Raw genomic sequence first — 17638 nt, forward strand, 5'->3', positions numbered from 1 at the left:
TATTGAGTGCACACGTCTCGCTCGCCAGCACAAAGCCGCCCTCGCTTAAGCGCCCCAGACAAAGCGGACGAACTCCATACGGGTCGCGCACCCCAATCAGCTCGTCGTGCGTTAAAATCGCCAGAGAGTACGCACCCTCGGCCTGCTGCATCGCAAGACGAACGGCTTCGGCACTGCCCTTGTCTAAGTTCTCCGCGATCAGAAGCGCCAGCGCCTCCGAGTCGTTGCTGGACTCTAGCTTATAGCCCCGCGCCGTGAGAATCGCACGGAGCGCATCGGTGTTGATGAGGTTGCCATTGTGGGCCACCGCCACTTCCTGCTTGGCATGCAGACAGGCAGAGATTGGTTGGGCATTGCGCAGCACCGACGAGCCTGTGGTGGAGTAGCGCGTGTGCCCAATCGCACTCCGTCCCGTAAGCTTCGTCAGAATCTCTTCATCGAAGACCTGTGTCACCAGGCCCATGTCTTTATGAAGGGCGATCCGCTTCCCATCACTCACGGCAATCCCTGCCGACTCTTGGCCCCGGTGCTGGAGCGCGAAGAGGCCAAAGAACGCCATGCGGGCAACATCTACCCCCGGAGCCCAGACCCCAAAGATCCCACACTCCTCGTGCGGTGTGTCATCGTCAAGCGACGTCGAATCATCAAAAAGCGGAAGTGATATCACGAACTATTGTACCGTGTGATCGCCAAGGCTGTACCATGATAAAATGCCGCGTGTCTGATTTTCCCATTGCCCCTGATGATGTGCGGCGGCTGGCCAAGCTCGTGGTGCAGCACGACCTAGCGGAGCTGCGCTACGAAGACGGCTCTCTGCGGGTGACCCTGCGCACCACCCAGCCCGTCGCTCCCGCCTCCATTGCCGTCCCTACCGAGTATGTGTCTGTTGCGCCCAGTGCTTCCGCGCCGGTGCCGTCTGCTCCCGCTGCCACTTCTGGCACTCCGGTCACGGCTCCCATTATGGGAGTTTTCTACCGCTCTCCCGCACCGGGCTCCCCGGCTTTTGTGGAAGTGGGAGATACCGTCGAGAAGGACCAGCCCATTGGGATGATTGAGGCGATGAAGGTCTTCTCGGAGGTGCTGGCGGATCATGCGGGCAAGATCGTGGCGATTCCGGCAGAGAACGGAAAGCTCGTTCAGCCAGGCGACCCACTGATTCTTGTGGAAGGTTAGGCGATGCGGCAGATCAAGATCGGGATTTTAGGGCTGGGCGTGGTGGGCTCCGGCACGGTGCGCATCCTTCAGGAGAGTGCTGAGGCGATCTCGCAAAAGGTCGGGGCGGAGCTGGTGATCAAAAAAATCGCCGTCCGTAACTTAGCCAAAGAGCGCGATGTCGTCGTAGACCCGGCGCTGCTCACGGACAACCCTTTTGAAGTGATTGACGACCCCGAGATTGACATTCTGGCGGAGCTTGTCGGCGGTGTAGACCCCTGCCATGGCTTTCTGCACCGGGCGATCCAGAACGGGAAAAATATCGTCACCGCCAACAAAGAGCTGATGGCAAAGTCCGGCCACGATCTGCTCGATGCGGCGATGGCGGCTAAAAAAGATTTCTTTCTGGAAGGCTCCGTGGCGGGGGGCATCCCGATAATCGCCGCGCTGAAAGAGAGTCTGGCGGGCAATAACATCAAAGAAGTGATGGGAATTGTCAATGGCACGACCAACTACATTCTCACCCGCATGAGCGAAGAGGGCGCGGACTTTGCCCCCACCCTCGCCGATGCCCAGCGCCTAGGCTACGCAGAAGCCGACCCCACCAGCGATGTGGACGGTCACGATGCGGCCTACAAGCTCGCCATTCTCTCGTCGCTTGCCTTTAACTCCACGGTCAATGAGGACAAAGTCGCGCGGCAGGGAATCCGCCATATCCAGGCCCGCGATATCGCCGTCGCGCGGGACCTGGGCTACAAGATCAAGCTGGTCGCCTCCGCGCAGTGCCACCCCGACGGTAGCATGCAGGCGAGAGTGCACCCCGCGCTCCTGCCGATCAAGCACCCGCTGGCCAGTGTCAATGATGTCTTTAACGCAGTGCTCGTGCGCGGCGATGCTGTGGGCGATGTGATGTTCTACGGACGCGGCGCGGGGAGCCTCCCAACCGGCAGCGCTGTCGTCGGTGATCTTATCTCGTGCGCTCGCAATATCCTCTCCAACTCCACGGGCCGGGTAGGTTGCACCTGCCATCTCACGCGCCCGATGCTCCCCGGTGAGCAAGTGCAGAGCAAGTTCTACGTGCGCCTCCACGCCCTCGACAAGCCCAAAGTGCTAGCCAGTATCGCCAATGTCTACGGCGACTTCGACGTGAGCATCGAGTCCGTGGTGCAGCGTGCGCTCCCCGGCGACGAAGCCGAGATTGTCTGGGTGACCCACAAGAGTCGCGAGCACCATCTCCTTGGCGCACTCGATGTCATCAGCCGCCTCCCTGCCGTCGGTAAAGTCTACAACTGGATTCGCGTCGAGGAGTAGCCGCCGATGTTAATCGGTGGTAAAGATTTATGAACCACGGACTTATCTCTACCTGGCGGGAGTTCCTGCCCGATGTCACCAACGCGACACCGATTGTCTCTCTAAACGAAGGCGACACGCCGCTGATCGAGGCCAAGCGCCTGCCGAGTGTCTTTTTAGGTGCACCCAATCTTCGCGTTTTTCTGAAGTTCGAGGGGCTCAACCCGACGGGATCGTTCAAAGACCGTGGAATGACCATGGCGGTCTCCAAGGCCGTTGAAAGAAAGCGCGAGATCGTGATCTGCGCCTCAACGGGCAACACGAGCGCGGCGGCGGCGGCGTATGCGGCGCGAGCGGGGATCAAGTGTGCGGTGCTGCTGCCAAAAGGCGAAGTCGCGCTGGGGAAACTAGCCCAGGCGCTGATTCATGGGGCAAAAGTGCTAGCCATTGACGGCAACTTCGACGACGCGCTGAGATTGGTGCGTGAGATCGCCCAAGACGAGAGCTTTGGGATTGAGCTGGTGAACTCCGTAAACCCCGTGCGCATCGAAGGACAGAAGACGGCGGCGTTTGAGATTATTCGAGATCTGGGCGATGCGCCAGATTTTCACGCGCTTCCCGTGGGCAATGCGGGCAATATCACGGCCTACTGGCGCGGCTTCTCGGAGTTTGCGGCGCGGGGAAAAGCCACCAAGCGCCCGACGATGCTGGGGTTTCAGGCGGCAGGCGCGGCTCCGCTGGTGCTGGGATACCCTGTGGACGAGCCACAGACCATCGCGACGGCCATTCGCATCGGCAAGCCCGCCAGCTGGGATGGTGCGATTTCGGCGCGGGAGGACTCGGGTGGTTTGATTGAGTCTGTCACCGATGACGAGATTCTCGCCGCCTATGCCGCTGTGGCGTCGCTGGAGGGAGTCTTTGCCGAGCCTGCCTGCGCCGCGCCACTAGCCGGACTGAAAAAACTCGCCGCTCGTGGCTACTTTGGCGACACCCCTGCCACGGTTACTGTCACCCTCACCGGACATGGCCTCAAAGACCCCGATCGCGCGGTTAAGACCGTCGGCGTAGCGCTTACCGAAGTGGCCGCAAACCGAGATGCGATCCTACGAGAGCTCTTGGGATAAATTTTCCGAAACGAAAACTACCCCGCTGAGGGACTCTAACGGGGTAGTTGGTATGGACTCTCAGTTAGCCCAGAGGCTTAGCCAAGGGTCTTGGCGATGCGCTCGATGAACTCTCCGACCGATTTACGGCTGGCGGCGGGTTCGAAGGTCTCGATGGCGGCTTTTGCCTTGGTGATAAACTCCTGCGCTTCGGCTTTTTTGCCCTGTGCGGCGAGGATCTGAGCGTGGTAGGTGGCGGCGAGGCAGAGCGTTTTCGGATCGGCCTTTCCGACGCAGTCCGCAGACAGATCGGCGGCTTTCTGCTGAAGCGCCGCGTCCTTGGTGCCACGAGCCACCGACATGAGGATGCTGCACCAAGACTCCGCTCCGATTCCTTCGACCTTGCCCATCTTGGCCTCGGCAACTTGCAGGGCAAACGCGGCGTTAGTGCGAACGGCCATGGAGATTCCGTTCATCAGGGCCGATGCCTTATTCGGAGAGAGACCCGCAATGGCGGCCTCGAAGGCGGCCATATCTCCGGCTTTTGCGGCCTCAGCGACGGCAGTTTGTGCCTTAGCGGCGGCGGCGGCTTGTGCCTTAGCGGCGGCGGCATCGGCATCGTACTTCGTCTTGGCAGCCGCAATATCCCATTTGCCTGCCGTGATCTCTTCAAGAGGCTGATCCATCTGCATCGGGTGACCGATCCAGGCGATCTTGCCCTGTTGGTTTACGATAAAGGCACAGGGAATCCCATTGCGACCCGCTGCCCGCATCCAAGTTGTAGCGATCGTATCTTTTTCGTCATCGAGTGCGATGGTGTAGCGCATCTTCGTGTCGTTTTCTTTGATGAACTTAGCCACACGCGCCACATGAGCTGCGTTCCCAGGCTCTTTCTCACCTTCCTGATTTCGATCCCAGGTATTGACGCTAATAAAGGTGGCTTTACCCGCCATCTTATCGGCCATATCGCTTAGGTGGGGGAAAGAGGCGATGCACGGGCCGCACCAGGTAGCCCAGAACTCGACCACATAGACTTTGCCTTTTTGGAAGGCCCGGGTGGGCTTGCCCTTAGCCCAGCCCTCGGGTGCGAAGGCGGGAGTGGGGTCGCCGATGGTCAGTGAGGAGGTCTGCGCCAGAGAAGCCGTGCAGAAGAGCGCGGAGACAGCAGCCGTGAGAGAGAGGGAGCGTAGTGTTTGCATGGAGCATTATACCTAATAATCCCCATAAAAACTCAGGTACAATGCGCACCATGAAGCCTCTCGATGCGCGCGGGGAGCAGGAATCCGCAAAAGCTCATGACGGCGATTGTCGGCGGCGTCCCCCCCCCGACGTAATCTCCCAAGATCGGTTCACGATTGGGGACTGGGCAAGCCGGGGGAGGAACTTTAACCCAGATGCCTAGAATGAGGCTATCTACCAAGGCAAGGCCTACGAAATATTCACAGAAGTACGAAAAACAGTTAAAGTTCCTTATTTAGGATTTTTTTCTCCATATCAAACAGTATATCTCTTTCTATATCATTCACTTTAGAGTAATTTATTAGTTTCTTATACATTTTAATAGATTCAAGACATTCTTCGTATTTTTTAGCATACAGATACGAAAACGCTAACCCTGAATATGCAGAAGAATAATCAGGTGATATTTTTATTGCGATTTTATATTCATTAATCGCTTTAGTAATATTTCCATATTTAGTACCTGAATTGGAATATACGTCTGCTAATAATTTATGACATCTTGAGTTTCCAGGAGCAATCCTAACACCTTTTTCTAACAATAAAATCCCTTCAGACATGTTATTATTTCTAAAAAATAAATAACGACCTAATTCACTACAACACAGCCCAGACATAGGAAGCAATTTGTAAGATTTCCTAAATGAATCAATAGACAAAATCTGCAAACTTGTTATTTTTTTTTCGTAATTCATATTTTTTTGAAATCTCAAAGAGTTAACCATCAAACTTGATGTCAATCCTATCCATAGATTTACATATCCATTATCTTTAGATAATTTATTTTTTTTCAAGTACTGAATTAAAACATCTAATAGTTCAGATTCGTTTGCGATTGATACAACCAGCAAAAACTCGTCTGATTCAATTGATACTTTATTCATCATAACAATAAAATCATTTTTAGATAAAATATTTTTTCGGGGATCCATATCTACCTCGTTAATGGCACTCCCCAGGGCAAGATCTGGGGTATATCTCGTAAGACTTCAGCCAGAGAGCTGAAACCTAAAGGAACCTGGGCATCCTTAGAGATACCCAGACATAGTATGCGGACGTGGAATAAGTTCCAGGGAATAGACTCCATACCAATTTGTTTGGTCGCCACCTTACTGACAACAATTGGCACGTGATTCAATCAATTATATTTATCCACCAGCACCTCCACCACCATAGACCGACTCAGGAGGCATATGTGCTTGCCATCCAACCCCCTTAGGGATATCAAAACTAATGGCCTTCTCACCAACATATCCACCTGTATCCCATTCTTTCGCAGTACCACGGTGCTGATCCACAAGATCAGTTCTTTCTAACCATGTAAATTGACCAGGGTCAAGCATTGGTCCAGGAACATTAATTGCAATTTCGGTATACCAAGTATATGTATAATCGAAACTAAGATTGAACGTAGGTGCAGGCACATAAAACCGACGCGCCCACTTTGAAGCTGTCACATCACCACTTACTGCCCCACCTATACTATGTCCTGAACCCGCATTCACAGTAAAAGAACAAGCTTGCGCTTTATTAGTATTATTAATAGGGCAATTATCTGACGCCCTAGTTATGTTAGTCCTAACATTATGCATAACGCTTATATTATCAGGCTCAAAATGATCATGTAAATGTAAAACATAAGATGCTGATGCAGAAATATAAGGAATAGACGTTGTTGTCGCAGTATATGTAATATTCATTTCTGTTGGAGATCCTGTTGAACCATGCCAATCATCGAAATAAAAACTAGAAGGTTGAGCATTAGGAGTGGGGTTACTAAAACGCAGACCAAAATTCTGAGATCCAAAAGGAACTTCCACAGAGTTTGAAGTTACAGTAGCACTACCATGCTGTGGTGACCATGACCAATTAGGAGGGTCATTATAAGGGTCATAAGGCCAATCTCCAACAAGAGATGATACAAAGTTCTGTGTGTTAAGTATACTCCCACTGTTTTCTGTAACGTAAGATCGTGTTGTATGTCCATGAATAGTACCATCATTATCTACAGTTTCTCCTCTTGCACCAGGTCGAGAAATAGTGACACCAAACATCTTAATAGATGGAGTATAACCAACTCCAACATTACCTGCGACAGTACCCGCTTGTTGATACGAATAATAAGGAGGGTAACTAACTGTTCGAGAAGTTGGTTCTAAGACCATAGATGCAAAAGGTGACCGGGAAAGAGTAAATGAAGCAGGCGGGTTTTTCTTCGTCATAATCTTACCACCACCTCCACCATGCGATTTGTTGAAACCAATAATATTCTGATATGAAGGATCAAAAATATTTGCAAAGTTTAAATAGCTAGGAAAAAGAACAGGGTTGGAGTACACTGTACCATCTCCTGGCAGAGGCTGAACAGTAATTCCAGCATGTGCTGTTATTTGTTCAAATATGAATATCTGTGAGGGTACAGGGCCACTCCCAACCCAATCATACTGAAATTCAATTTCTCCAGAAATATAAGCAGAATATTTTCCAGGCCATGTAGCAGACCCTGGCACATAACCGACATGCCCTCCGGATAAAGGCGAACTTCCATTCATAACATTACCATTAGGCAAGGTCACACTCGTATAAACGATTGGAGATTTTGTCCGAGTGATTTTCCAACCATGATCATTCTCTGAAAGGACGTATCCTTGACCAAATGCACAGTCTACTAGAGCTAAAGGTATCACTAAAGATACAAAATTCCTAATTTTCATATAAAAACCTCATTATTTCTCATTTCAGATCATAGTGGAATTTCACCCGGAAGTCGTGGGATTTCACCCGGAAGTCGTGGGATTTCACCCACTCCTGACACACCAACAGTTCCTATCTTAGAATCCTTGAGTCAGTGAGAGCATAATTGCTCCCGAAAAAAAGTCTATCACATGAATAACATTCAATGCAATACTTAATCTTAAAAAATTTAGACTTTTTTGTGATAGTTCTTTGACACTATCTACCCAACCGTATGGGGACAAACTTTGGGGTACAATGCGGCTTATGAAGCCTCTATTTCGCGTCGGTGCTGCGCTGCTTGCGGCGCTGATACTCACCCTCCCCACCCTGGCTCAGAACAAGATCAAGCTTGTGGTATGGGGCTTACAGTCTGGCAAGGAAACCGCTGGACTGGATGCGCAGATCGCAGAGTTTGAGAAGCGCAACCCTGGCATCACGGTCTCCAACCTCTCAATGGGCGCGGGTACCATGAACCCCCAGAAGCTCATGACGGCCATCGTCGGCGGCGTCCCCCCAGATGTTATCAACCAGGATCGCTTCACCATTGGTGACTGGGCGAGCCGGGGGACCTTTACACCTCTGGATAGCTTCCTCGCAACAGAGAGCGGCCCTGATGCTGTCAAAGCGGACGACTACTACCCGGCCGCCTGGAACGAGGCACTCTACCAGGGCAAGGTCTACGCCATTCCGACAGGGATTGATGACCGGATGCTGATGTACAACCGTAAGCTCTTCCGGGAGGCAGGCCTCGATCCCAATAAGCCGCCTAAGACCTGGGACGAGCTGCGGGACTACGCCAAAAAACTCACCAAGTACAACGCCGACAAGACCTACGCCAGTATCGGCTTTATCCCAAACTTTGGCAACTCCTGGTTCTACATCTACTCCTGGATGAACGGTGGGAGCTTCATGAGCCCAGATGGCAAGACGTGCACCCTAGCCGCGCCTGAGAACATCGTGGCCATGACCTTTATGAAGCAGCTCTATGACGATCTGGGGGGCTACGATAAAGTCAGTGTCTACCAGTCCGGCTTCCAAGGCGGTGAGCTCGACCCATTTTTCACTGGCAAAGTGGCCATGGTGATTAACGGCGACTGGATGGTGGGCAACGTGGCCCGCTACGCCCCCGATCTGGACTTTGCCATCGCTCCCCCACCCTCACCCAAAGAGCGCATCGCCCGCAGGGGGCGTTTCGCAAATGAAAAAGATGAGCACATTACCTGGACGGGTGGCTTCTCTCTGGCAATTCCCAAGGGCACCAAGCACCCTAAGGAGGCCTGGAAGTTTATTCAGTTCCTCTCTAGTGAGGAAGGCAACCGTATCTACAACAAGGCTCAGAAAGCCTACAATGAGAAGATCGGGCGGCCCTATGTCTTCCGGCTCGCCGCCAACAAAAATATCAATGCGATGCTCTTTCGGGAGTTCTCCCCCGCCAATGAGCGGCTCGCGGGGGCACTCAAGGCCTACATTGACATGCTCCCCCACGCCCGCTACCGCCCCGTCACTTTTATTGGACAGAAGCTCTGGGATGCTCATGTGCGTGCCTTTGAGCGTGCTTGTCAGGGAGCGCAGACTTCTGAGGCCGCGCTTCAGGAGCAGCAAGCGCTCGTACAAAAAGAGCTTGACAAGGCCTTCGCTCGCGAGAGCCTGCCACTCTTCAACTGGACACCGCCCGTGCTTGTGTGTGCGGTTCTCGGACTGCTCGGGGTGGGCTACGGCGCGTGGCGTGGGCAGAAACTCGTCGGCAAGAGCCGCATGGCCCGTCAAGAGGCGCTGGCGGGCTGGCTCATGGCTGCACCGTGGATCATGGGATTCTTGGTCTTTACCCTCGGCCCCATCCTCACCTCGCTCATGCTGGCCTTCACCGACTACGATGTTCTCCACCCCGCACGTGCCGTCGGGCTGGGCAACTTCAAGGAGCTCCTCACCGACGACCGCGAGCTGATCACCAAGGCGATTGGCAACGCGACCTATCTCTCTGTGTTTGGCATCCCGCTTGGGATGGTGACTGGCCTCTCGATTGCACTGCTACTCAACCAAAAAGTCAAGGGGATGAACTTCTACCGCACGGCGTTCTATATCCCCAGCATCGTCCCGGCGATTGCCAGCGCGGTGCTCTGGGTGTGGCTACTAGCAGGCGATCCCAACAAGGGCCTGGTCAATGCTCTCTGGAAAGAGACCTTCACGGCCTGGTTTGGCTGGACTCCTCCCGGCTGGTTTGGCGTCCCTGAGTGGGCAAAACCAGGTCTGATTGTCCAGGGCCTGTGGGGAGCAGGCGGCGGGATGATCCTCTGGCTGGCGGGCTTGCAAGGTGTGCCCCAGAGCCTCACCGAGGCTGCGCTGATTGACGGAGCCAATGTCTGGCAGCGCTTCCGCAACGTCACCTTGCCGCTGCTCTCGCCCTATATCTTCTTCAACCTGATCATGGGCACGATCGGTGCCCTGCAAGAGTTCGATAGAGTCTACGTCATCGGGGGCGGCGATGGTGGCACCGGCCCGCTGGACTCGCTACTGGTTCCCGTGCTCTATCTATTTAACAACGCGTTTCGCTACTTCAAGATGGGCTACGCCAGCGCCATTGCCTGGGTAATCTTCATCATCATTCTGGGCCTGACCCTGGTTCAGTGGCGCTTGCAAAAACACTGGGTGCACTACGAGGTAGACAAGAAATGATCCTAGCACTTTCTTTTTTGAACCCATCCCCCCGGCCCCCTTCCCGCTACGAAGGAAAGGGGAGAGGAAAAGGGGGAGCACCGAGAGGGTTTTCTCCCCTCCCTGCCCTGAGGGAGGGTGGCGTAGCGAGGAACGAGCGAAGCCGGGTGGGTTCGAGCCGGGTGGGTTTGGAACGGGTGAATTTACAATGAACGCATTTATTTGGCTTCTCGCGATTATCGCGATCATCACCGCGCTGATCTACGGCGTCAGTGTGATTGTTGCAGCGGTACGGGTTCGTAATCTGGCGGCAGCGACGGTCACGGCGGCAGTGCTGGCGGGAATGCTCGCCCTCACGCTCTTGGTGCGCTTTGCCCCAGTGAGCCTTGCTCTAGGTATCGTCGTGGCACTGGGGAGTGCGCGCTGGCTTCGGGCACTGACGCGCAATGCCTCCCATGCCAGTGAGATCACGCGGCTCTCAGCGACGCATCTAGCGCTTTTAGTGGGCTCGTTTATGTTCATGGTGCCCTTTGCATGGCTCCTCTCGACCTCCCTCAAGGCCGATGACGAGCAGGCGGTCTTTCCTCCCGTCTGGATTCCCACGCAGCACCGGACTACCGACCTCCTCAAGATGAAAGATGGCAAGCCTGCCCGGCTCTCACAAGCAACGGCAGGCGACTATGCCGGAATGCTCGTTGCTGAGATTGAGGAGCTGCCCGATGGCAAGATCCTGGTCAAGCCCATGATCAACGAGAACGCGGTCCAAGGCATGGCCCCTCCCAGGCCCATGATGCGCAGCGAGCTCACGAAGCTTCGCCATGTCGCCCCAAAGTGGGATAACTACTCCGAGGCGCTGGCGTATCTGCCGCCGGACACGCACTACGGCCTGACGTTTTTAGGCAACACGCTCTTTCTGACGCTCATGAGCGTGCTCGGAACGCTGCTGGCCTCCTCAATGGTCGCCTACTCGTTTGCGCGGCTCTCCTGGCCAGGCCGAAATCTGCTCTTTGGGATCTTGCTCGCCACGATGATGGTGCCAGGTGCCGTGACCCTCATGCCGCAGTTCTTGATCTTCCGGAGCCTCGGCTGGATCGATACGCTCAAGCCACTCTGGGTACCCGCATTCTTTGGGTCAGCGTTTAATATCTTCATGCTGCGTCAGTTCTTTCTCAGCATCCCCAGCGAGCTAGAAGATGCGGCAAAGATAGACGGCTGCGGCCCGTTTGGGGTCTACTGGCGCGTGATGCTGCCGCAAGTAAAGCCCGCGCTGGCGGCGATTGCGATCATGGCCGTGATGGGCGCGTGGAACAACTTCCAGGGACCGCTGATCTATCTCAGCTCCTCGGAGCACATGCCACTTGCCTACGGGCTCCAGCTCTACCAGCAGCAACACGGCGGCGAGCCTGGCCTGCTCATGGCCGCCTCGACCATGGTCGTGATGCCGATCATCCTTCTCTTCTTCTTCACTCAGCGCTACTTTATCGAAGGCGTCAGCCTCACAGGACTCGGGGGACGTTAAAAAGAATAACATACTTCTCCTAAATTTATCCACTTTGTCCGAAAGAGTAAGTATGAAGACACTTTTTGGGACAAGACAGGGCTGGGTGGGGATCTCCACGGTGCTCATGCTGGCGGCGCTGATCACGGAGCGCCTAGCGCATCCGCTGGCCGCGACTCTCTTTGATGTGGCATCGGACTTCTTTAGCTTACTCGGCGTGCTCTTGCTGACGATCACGCCGCTTGCGCTGGAGGTACTGATCCATCGTGGGAAAAGTGAGGAGCTCGTGCGTTGGGGCCGAGCCTTGGGCGGTGTGGCGCTGTGCTTTGCATGGCTGCTGCACCTGATGATGTGGCCCATCTACTGCATCGCCTGGGGTGGCCTGATCGTCGGGCCGATTATGACCCTTCAGAGCCTAACCAGCATCCCACAACATACCAAGCTTGGCGAGTCGCTCCAAGTTTGGCTCTATGGCTTTCTGGCCTACGCGCCGCTTGTCACCACGATCGTTCTGCTCTGCCAGCAAGCGTTTCTTAAGACCCTCAGCGATAGTCTTGCTCGCTCGCGGCGGATCTACTGGCTCTCCCTCACGGCGGCGGCGGTGGTATTTTTGTTGCGCCCCGCGGTGATGGGCTACCATGTGCGGCAGGCCCTGAGCACCAAGAGCGATGCCCAGCGCGAGAAATCGCTCACCCTACTGCGGCTCTTTGGCGCGGAGTACGACCTGCGAGTGCGTGCGTTCCGACGTCCGCCCACCTACCCAATGTTTCTGGCGGGTGGCGGCATCTTCACCAGTGAGATCTTTGGACAACGCGGGGAGACGCCCGACGAGGCGCGAAAGGTCTACTTCCTGATGACGGGAACGCCGTTTAGCAAGGCCCCGACGCCGCCTGCCCAAAAGAGCCTGCTGGATCAGAACGATCAGATGCAGATCGAGGAGACGGGCGGTGAGCGGGTTGGCTCCACCATAGACGGCCTCAAGCTGGCCCTCTCGGAGCGCGAGGTGCGCTACTCCCCCAGCACCCAGACGGCGCAGACACACTGGACGCTCGCTTTTGAGAACACCACCAGCGAGTCGCAAGAGGCCCGTGCCACGATCACGCTTCCCGAAGGTGCGGTCGTCAGCGATGCCTGGCTCTGGATCAACGGGGAGCAGCGCCCGGCGGCCTTTGGCGGAAAAGCCCAAGTCCGTGCCGCCTACCAGGAAGTCGCCGTCGTCCAGCGCCGCGACCCGCTCCTCGTCACCTGCACCGACCCGCGCCGTGTGCTCCTCCAGTGCTTCCCCGTACTCCCCAAGAAGTCCATGCAGATCCGCCTGCAGATCACACAAACAGCGTTTGTTGGCAAGCTGACTCCTGCGCAGCTCACCGAGGTGAACTTTGAGCAGCCTAAGACGACGATCGAGCACACCAAGGTCAATGGTAAGCCCTGGAGCGGCGAAGCACTTGCCGTCGCGCCACTTGCCCTGCCCGCCGGACTCGTGCAGAAAGCGGCTCCCAATGTTGGCCCAAGCGATGTGATCGTCGCCGTGGACACGTCGGCGAGTGTCGGAGAGAAGATCGAGATCACCAAGTTAATCACCGCGCTCAAGACACTGCCAAGCGGCTCGCGGGTGAAGTTTGTCAACACCCGCATCGAAAAAGGTGACGAGAGTGGCTGGAGCGACGCGGCGCAGGTGTCAGAGAGTTTTCTGCGCGCACAGCACTTTGTCGGTGGCGTGGACGCGGTTCCCGCCCTCAAGCGCCTGAGCCAACTTACGGAGCGCCCGACGACGATACTCTGGCTACACGGCCCCGTCCCGCAAGAGGCCGTCTCCCCCCAGCCACTCTTGGAGGCGCGGAGCCTGCATAACAACACGCCATCGCTGGTAGGGCTCTTAGTCGCGCCGGGCCAAGATGTGGTCATGGACGCGCTGGCCACCGACAAGCGCATCCACACTCTAGAGGGCACCGACTGGCCCGCCGCCGTTCAGCGAGCCGCACAAGCCGCAGCCCGTACATTGGCTCCCCCAGGATTGGGGGCGGGGGGGGAATCCAGTGTACGGGAAGCTGTCCCACTGGGCGGACGGGAGCCTGCGCTCGGGGGCATCTATATCGCCCCCAACACGGATGCCGATAGCCAGACCGACTGGGCACGGCTTGCCGCCACGAGCCGGGTGCTCCGCGCCTGGTACACTGGCTACGACCAAGATGCCCTCGCAAAAGCCGCTGCCCGCCGACGTCTCATCACGCCCCTCTCGGGTGCTGTCGTGCTGGAGAGTATCGAGCAGTACAAGCGTCATGGTCTTGATCCCAACAGCGGCCAGCCCCAGTCCGGTGCCCCCGATGTCGCCAGCGCCAGCGTCCCTGAACCCGGAACACTCGCCTTCGTGAGCCTTGGCGGCTTGATCTTTCTAGCACGTCGCCGAAGAAGATAGGAAAGCCCTCCTCCCCCGATTGGGAGGAGGGGCAGGGAGGAGGGGTGGGGAGGAAGGTGCTACTTCGTCGGCGCGGGCACAAAGACGAGCCAGTCGGCTTCGGCCTTGAGCTCGGCAGGATTAGCGGTTCGGACATTGGCCACGGGAACGACTTTCACCAGCGCGATCTTAGTTCCGAGCGGGCGCTTGAAGTGCGTCCGCGCCGCCGTTCCCATTCCCCCATCGGAGTGGAAACTTCCGTTCACATGGTAGACCACGTGGCCTTTGTCCAGCGCTTTGACAATCGTCTCTGCCATCGTGTCATCGCGGAGGCACTGTGCTTCGTAGATGCTGCGGAGCCGCGCCTCGCTCATGGCGGGGCCGTGGCTGGCTCCCATCCCGGTCATCGTGGCGTAGAACTTTGTCTGGTAGGCATCTCCCAGCGGAGCGGTGATGGCGGCGGCGATAAGAGGCTTCTCGACAGGCATGAGGCCCTCTAGCCCGGCAAGCCCTTTTTGTCCAACAAGCCGGACGTATTTATTGGGCGCATTGGAGCCAAACACGGCGAGCTTGTTGGCTTTGGCGTACTCCACCATCGCGCGGTAGTCCGTCGGATAGGTCTTCCAGAGCGTCACGGCTTTTGCAAACGCCGCTTCGTCGATCTTGCCCGCGAGATAGTCATCCAGGCCTGGCTGACCATCGCGCTCGATCATCTCCATCGCGAGCGCTAATTTCGGCCCGATTTTTTTGTGCAGCTCCGCAAAAAGCCGCGCTTCGAGCTTGTGCGTCTCGGGATCGTCGTGCTGCTCGCCCAGGAAAATCGCATTGGCCTGAGCAAGCCGCCCCGCTAAATCCCGCCAGCGCAGAGTACGCCCCGTCGTTGCTTCAACCACTCGCCAGTTCTCTGTCTCATCTCGCATCATGGTCAGATGATACCTGAAAGGGCTTGCCTAAAGCGCTCTGCCCACTCCCAGCTCTCAAAGCCGGTGATCGGAGCCACGGTCACACATGCTCCCGGCTCACAAAGCGGCTCTAGCTCAGCCATGATGGCTTGGGTGTGCTCAATAAAGCGTGGGTAGGCGGCGGCGGCGAAGTCTTCATCGCCCAAAGTTGCCATGAGATCGGCATGGCCTATGGAGAGGTGAACTTGGGACGCTTTGACTCCCATCTCTTTCCACTGCGGGATCTGGACGTAGCGCACGGCGGCGATAGTCGCCTCGGGGCGGGCCAGAGGAATGATGCGCAGGCCGTCGGGGGTTTCCCGCATGTGGCGCGTATCGCCCAGCGTGACCAGATAGTGTGGCCTATTGGCCATATTCAGGCTCAGTCGCATTGAAGCGTCTCCCCCACCATGACGGTGATTCCCTCGCGCTTGCCCGCCACCCACTCCCAGGCAACAACGGCTCCTGCGACGGCAGGTGCGATGCGAAACGGGGGGAGCGTGAGAGTGTGCAGCACTTTTCCGGAGGCATCACAGTAGGCAATCTCCAGCGGGAAGCGCACCCCGATGGAGTGGAGCCGCTCGCCTTCGGTCAGCGGAATGGCTAAGGCGAGGTTGGGATCGGGACTGCGAAACAGCCAGCCACGGCCTCGCTCGACAAAACTTGCCAGCCACCGTGCGTCACTCGCCACAGCTCTCCCCGAGTCGGTGCGGAGGCTAAAATGAGTGCGGAGGCTAGACACGGGTGCGCTGCTGTTTGGCGGCGCGCTTGTCCAGAAATGCCATGACATCCGAGAGCTTGAAGCGGCGCTGCTGCCCCAGGGTGCGGTGGTGGACTAAGTGCCCCCGGTTGGCGTAGCGCCGCACCGTGGCGGGACAGACATCAAGCAGCTTGCCGGTCTCTTCGAGCGTCAAGATAGGGTCAAGGAGGCGAATGATGAGCTGCTCACGGGTCTCTTCAAACGTCCGCGACGGTGGAATTGCCTCAGGGGCCATGGACGAGAGGATCTGCACATGGCGCGGAAGTCCTTCCCAGAGCGCAGCCCCTTCCGCATCGGTACTAGGGTTCTGCGGCGGCAGTGGCGGGATGAGGAGCGACTCCGTGACCTGTTTAGGGTTGGGAATCTTAAAGGCAGAGCGCACCATCACGCGCGGCACAACAGGCACGAGCTCCAGCTCAAGAGTCGCTTGACCAAGCTCCGCGTCCTCAGGCCCACGGACGAGTGTGATCCCTCCCTTGATCTCGTAATCTGCGCTGATCATCTCCGCTGAGCCCGGTTCGGGGACAGGGAGCCGCTCGGCGGGAGTTAGATCCTGCTTGGGACGGTTAACAAACTGTTCGTACTTCTTGAGACCCGACATATGTAAACGGCATTATACCGTAAGCATGGCATCACCGAAGCTTAAAAATCGATAGCTTTTTTCGAGAGCTTCTTCATACGCACTTCGCATACTGTCATAGCCCATAAACGCCGCGACTAATAAAAGCAGGGTCGAGCGCGGCTGGTGAAAGTTGGTGATGAGCCCGTCTATGGCGCGGAAGGTATAGCCCGGTGTGATAAAGATCCCCGTCTCGCCCTCAATCGCAACCACACGCTGCCCACTCTGCTGTGCCTGCGCAACCTGACCCGCTGACTCTAGCGCTCGGAGCGCCGTGGTGCCAACCGCGATCACACGCCCCGTACAAGCATTGACCGCCGCCGCTGTCTCGTCGGAGATCGCGTAGGTCTCGGTATGCATGACATGCTCGGCGATGTTCTCGGTCTTGATGGGGCGAAACGTCCCGATTCCCACATCGAGCCGTAGCCGCGCCATACCAACCCCGTGCTCTTGGAGCTTTGCCAGCAGCTCGGGCGTGAAGTGCAGCCCCGCCGTGGGAGCCGCCGCAGAGCCCGGCGTTTTTGCGTAGACGGTCTGGTAGCGCTCTTTGTTTTCCAGCGGTGCCGTGATATAGGGTGGCAGCGGGGTTTTCCCGATCGCGTCGAGCTTCTCTAAGATATCCTCGCCGTGAAAGCGTAGCAGTCGCCCCCCATTGTCGAGCGTCGCCAGCGCCTCGGCCTCGAGCTCTACTTCGGGAAAGCGGACGCGTTGCCCTGGAAGCAGCTTCTTGCCAGGCCGTACCAGAGCGTCAAAAACCCCCTCGCCATGCTCAATCGCAGGACGCAGGAGAAAGACTTCGATCTGTCCGCCCGTGCCAGGTCGCTCGCCAAAGAGCCGCAGCGCGGAGACGCGGGTCTCGTTGAGCACGAGGAGATCGCCAGGATTTAGAAGCTCGGGAAGCTCCCGAAAGATCCGGTGCGAGCGTGCGCCACTTGCTCGATCCACGCAAAGAAGCCGCGAGGAATCTCGCGGCTCCAGTGGGGTCTGCGCAATGCGCTCATCGGGCAGGTTGTAGTCAAAATCCGAGAGCTGCACGGAGCTAGAGAAGCTCCTCGGGCTTGAACCAGAGAGCGATCTCATCGGCAGCGGTCTCGGGGGCATCGGAGCCGTGGATTAAGTTCAGCATCATGTCCGACGTGTAGTCGCCACGGATCGTGCCCGATGTGGCATTGACGGGCTTGGTAGCGCCGATCATGTTGCGGCAGATCTGAATCGCATCGGAGCCTTCCCAGACCATCGCGACCACGGGGCCA

The 17638-nt window shown here is 56.7% G+C and carries 17 protein-coding genes; 7 read left to right on the forward strand and 10 right to left on the reverse strand.

From position 1 onward, the window contains the following. Positions 1 to 667, reverse strand: a 667-nt coding sequence (locus AC1XOS_RS08810; RefSeq protein WP_481961846.1) for an amidophosphoribosyltransferase, incomplete at its 3' end; no start/stop codon positions are given. Between the two features lie 50 nt (positions 668 to 717). Between AC1XOS_RS08810 and AC1XOS_RS08815 the strand changes: the two genes are divergently transcribed. Genes AC1XOS_RS08815 through thrC form a run of 3 tightly spaced genes read left to right on the forward strand, consistent with a single transcriptional unit; the run spans position 718 to position 3566 of the window. Beyond that, on the forward strand, positions 718 to 1173 hold the full coding sequence (locus tag AC1XOS_RS08815; protein ID WP_481961847.1) for an acetyl-CoA carboxylase biotin carboxyl carrier protein: 456 nt from the start codon (positions 718 to 720) through the stop codon (positions 1171 to 1173). Between the two features lie 3 nt (positions 1174 to 1176). Next, entirely contained in the window at positions 1177 to 2463 is a 1287-nt protein-coding gene (locus AC1XOS_RS08820) for a homoserine dehydrogenase (protein ID WP_481961848.1), read from the forward strand. A gap of 29 nt (positions 2464 to 2492) precedes the next feature. Beyond that, the gene (thrC, locus tag AC1XOS_RS08825; protein WP_481961849.1) at positions 2493 to 3566 is read left to right on the forward strand and encodes a threonine synthase; all 1074 of its coding nucleotides are present in this window, start codon (positions 2493 to 2495) and stop codon (positions 3564 to 3566) included. Between the two features lie 77 nt (positions 3567 to 3643). Here the strand turns inward: thrC and AC1XOS_RS08830 are convergent, their stop codons facing one another. After that, positions 3644 to 4744, reverse strand: a complete 1101-nt coding sequence (locus tag AC1XOS_RS08830) for a TlpA family protein disulfide reductase (protein ID WP_481961850.1) — start codon at positions 4742 to 4744, stop codon at positions 3644 to 3646. 50 nt (positions 4745 to 4794) lie between these two features. Here AC1XOS_RS08830 and AC1XOS_RS08835 point away from each other — a divergent pair, with 50 nt between their 5' ends. Further along, complete coding sequence (locus AC1XOS_RS08835; protein ID WP_481961851.1) at positions 4795 to 4947, forward strand: hypothetical protein; 153 nt, start codon at positions 4795 to 4797, stop codon at positions 4945 to 4947. A 58-nt stretch (positions 4948 to 5005) separates the two neighbouring features. Here AC1XOS_RS08835 and AC1XOS_RS08840 read toward each other — a convergent pair whose 3' ends face one another. Together AC1XOS_RS08840 and AC1XOS_RS08845 are read right to left on the reverse strand one after the other, a co-directional pair. Then, positions 5006 to 5716: a tetratricopeptide repeat protein gene (locus AC1XOS_RS08840; protein WP_481961852.1), complete on the reverse strand. Its 711-nt coding sequence runs from the start codon at positions 5714 to 5716 to the stop codon at positions 5006 to 5008. Positions 5717 to 5932: 216 nt separating this feature from the next. Continuing rightward, positions 5933 to 7498 (reverse strand): hypothetical protein, encoded by a 1566-nt coding sequence (locus AC1XOS_RS08845; protein WP_481961853.1) that lies wholly within the window; start codon positions 7496 to 7498, stop codon positions 5933 to 5935. A 286-nt stretch (positions 7499 to 7784) separates the two neighbouring features. Between AC1XOS_RS08845 and AC1XOS_RS08850 the strand changes: the two genes are divergently transcribed. From AC1XOS_RS08850 to AC1XOS_RS08860, 3 genes are all read left to right on the forward strand, one after another. Then, entirely contained in the window at positions 7785 to 10193 is a 2409-nt protein-coding gene (locus tag AC1XOS_RS08850; protein WP_481961854.1) for an extracellular solute-binding protein, read from the forward strand. Positions 10194 to 10380: 187 nt separating this feature from the next. After that, positions 10381 to 11691 carry a carbohydrate ABC transporter permease gene (locus tag AC1XOS_RS08855; protein WP_481961855.1) on the forward strand — a complete coding sequence of 437 codons (1311 nt, stop codon included), beginning with the start codon at positions 10381 to 10383 and terminating at the stop codon, positions 11689 to 11691. A gap of 52 nt (positions 11692 to 11743) precedes the next feature. Then, positions 11744 to 14086 carry a VIT domain-containing protein gene (locus AC1XOS_RS08860; protein ID WP_481961856.1) on the forward strand — a complete coding sequence of 781 codons (2343 nt, stop codon included), beginning with the start codon at positions 11744 to 11746 and terminating at the stop codon, positions 14084 to 14086. A gap of 59 nt (positions 14087 to 14145) precedes the next feature. On the opposite strand, the gene AC1XOS_RS08865 is transcribed toward AC1XOS_RS08860, so the two are convergent. From AC1XOS_RS08865 to AC1XOS_RS08890, 6 genes are all read right to left on the reverse strand, one after another. Further along, positions 14146 to 14988: a ChaN family lipoprotein gene (locus AC1XOS_RS08865; RefSeq protein WP_481961857.1), complete on the reverse strand. Its 843-nt coding sequence runs from the start codon at positions 14986 to 14988 to the stop codon at positions 14146 to 14148. Between the two features lie 2 nt (positions 14989 to 14990). Further along, positions 14991 to 15398, reverse strand: coding sequence for a hypothetical protein (locus AC1XOS_RS08870; protein ID WP_481961858.1), 408 nt, complete (start codon positions 15396 to 15398; stop codon positions 14991 to 14993). Then, a complete protein-coding gene (locus AC1XOS_RS08875; protein WP_481961859.1) occupies positions 15389 to 15697 on the reverse strand; it encodes a hypothetical protein in 309 nt (102 codons plus the stop codon). Before AC1XOS_RS08875 ends, AC1XOS_RS08870 begins: the two co-directional genes overlap by 10 nt. A 43-nt stretch (positions 15698 to 15740) precedes the next feature. Next, positions 15741 to 16367 (reverse strand): helix-turn-helix domain-containing protein, encoded by a 627-nt coding sequence (locus AC1XOS_RS08880; protein ID WP_481961860.1) that lies wholly within the window; start codon positions 16365 to 16367, stop codon positions 15741 to 15743. 12 nt (positions 16368 to 16379) lie between these two features. After that, a complete protein-coding gene (queA, locus tag AC1XOS_RS08885; RefSeq protein WP_481961861.1) occupies positions 16380 to 17420 on the reverse strand; it encodes a tRNA preQ1(34) S-adenosylmethionine ribosyltransferase-isomerase QueA in 1041 nt (346 codons plus the stop codon). A gap of 4 nt (positions 17421 to 17424) precedes the next feature. Further along, positions 17425 to 17638, reverse strand: a 214-nt coding sequence (locus AC1XOS_RS08890) for a nucleoside-diphosphate kinase (RefSeq protein WP_481961862.1), incomplete at its 5' end; no start/stop codon positions are given.

The organism is Armatimonas sp. (genome assembly GCF_964826245.1).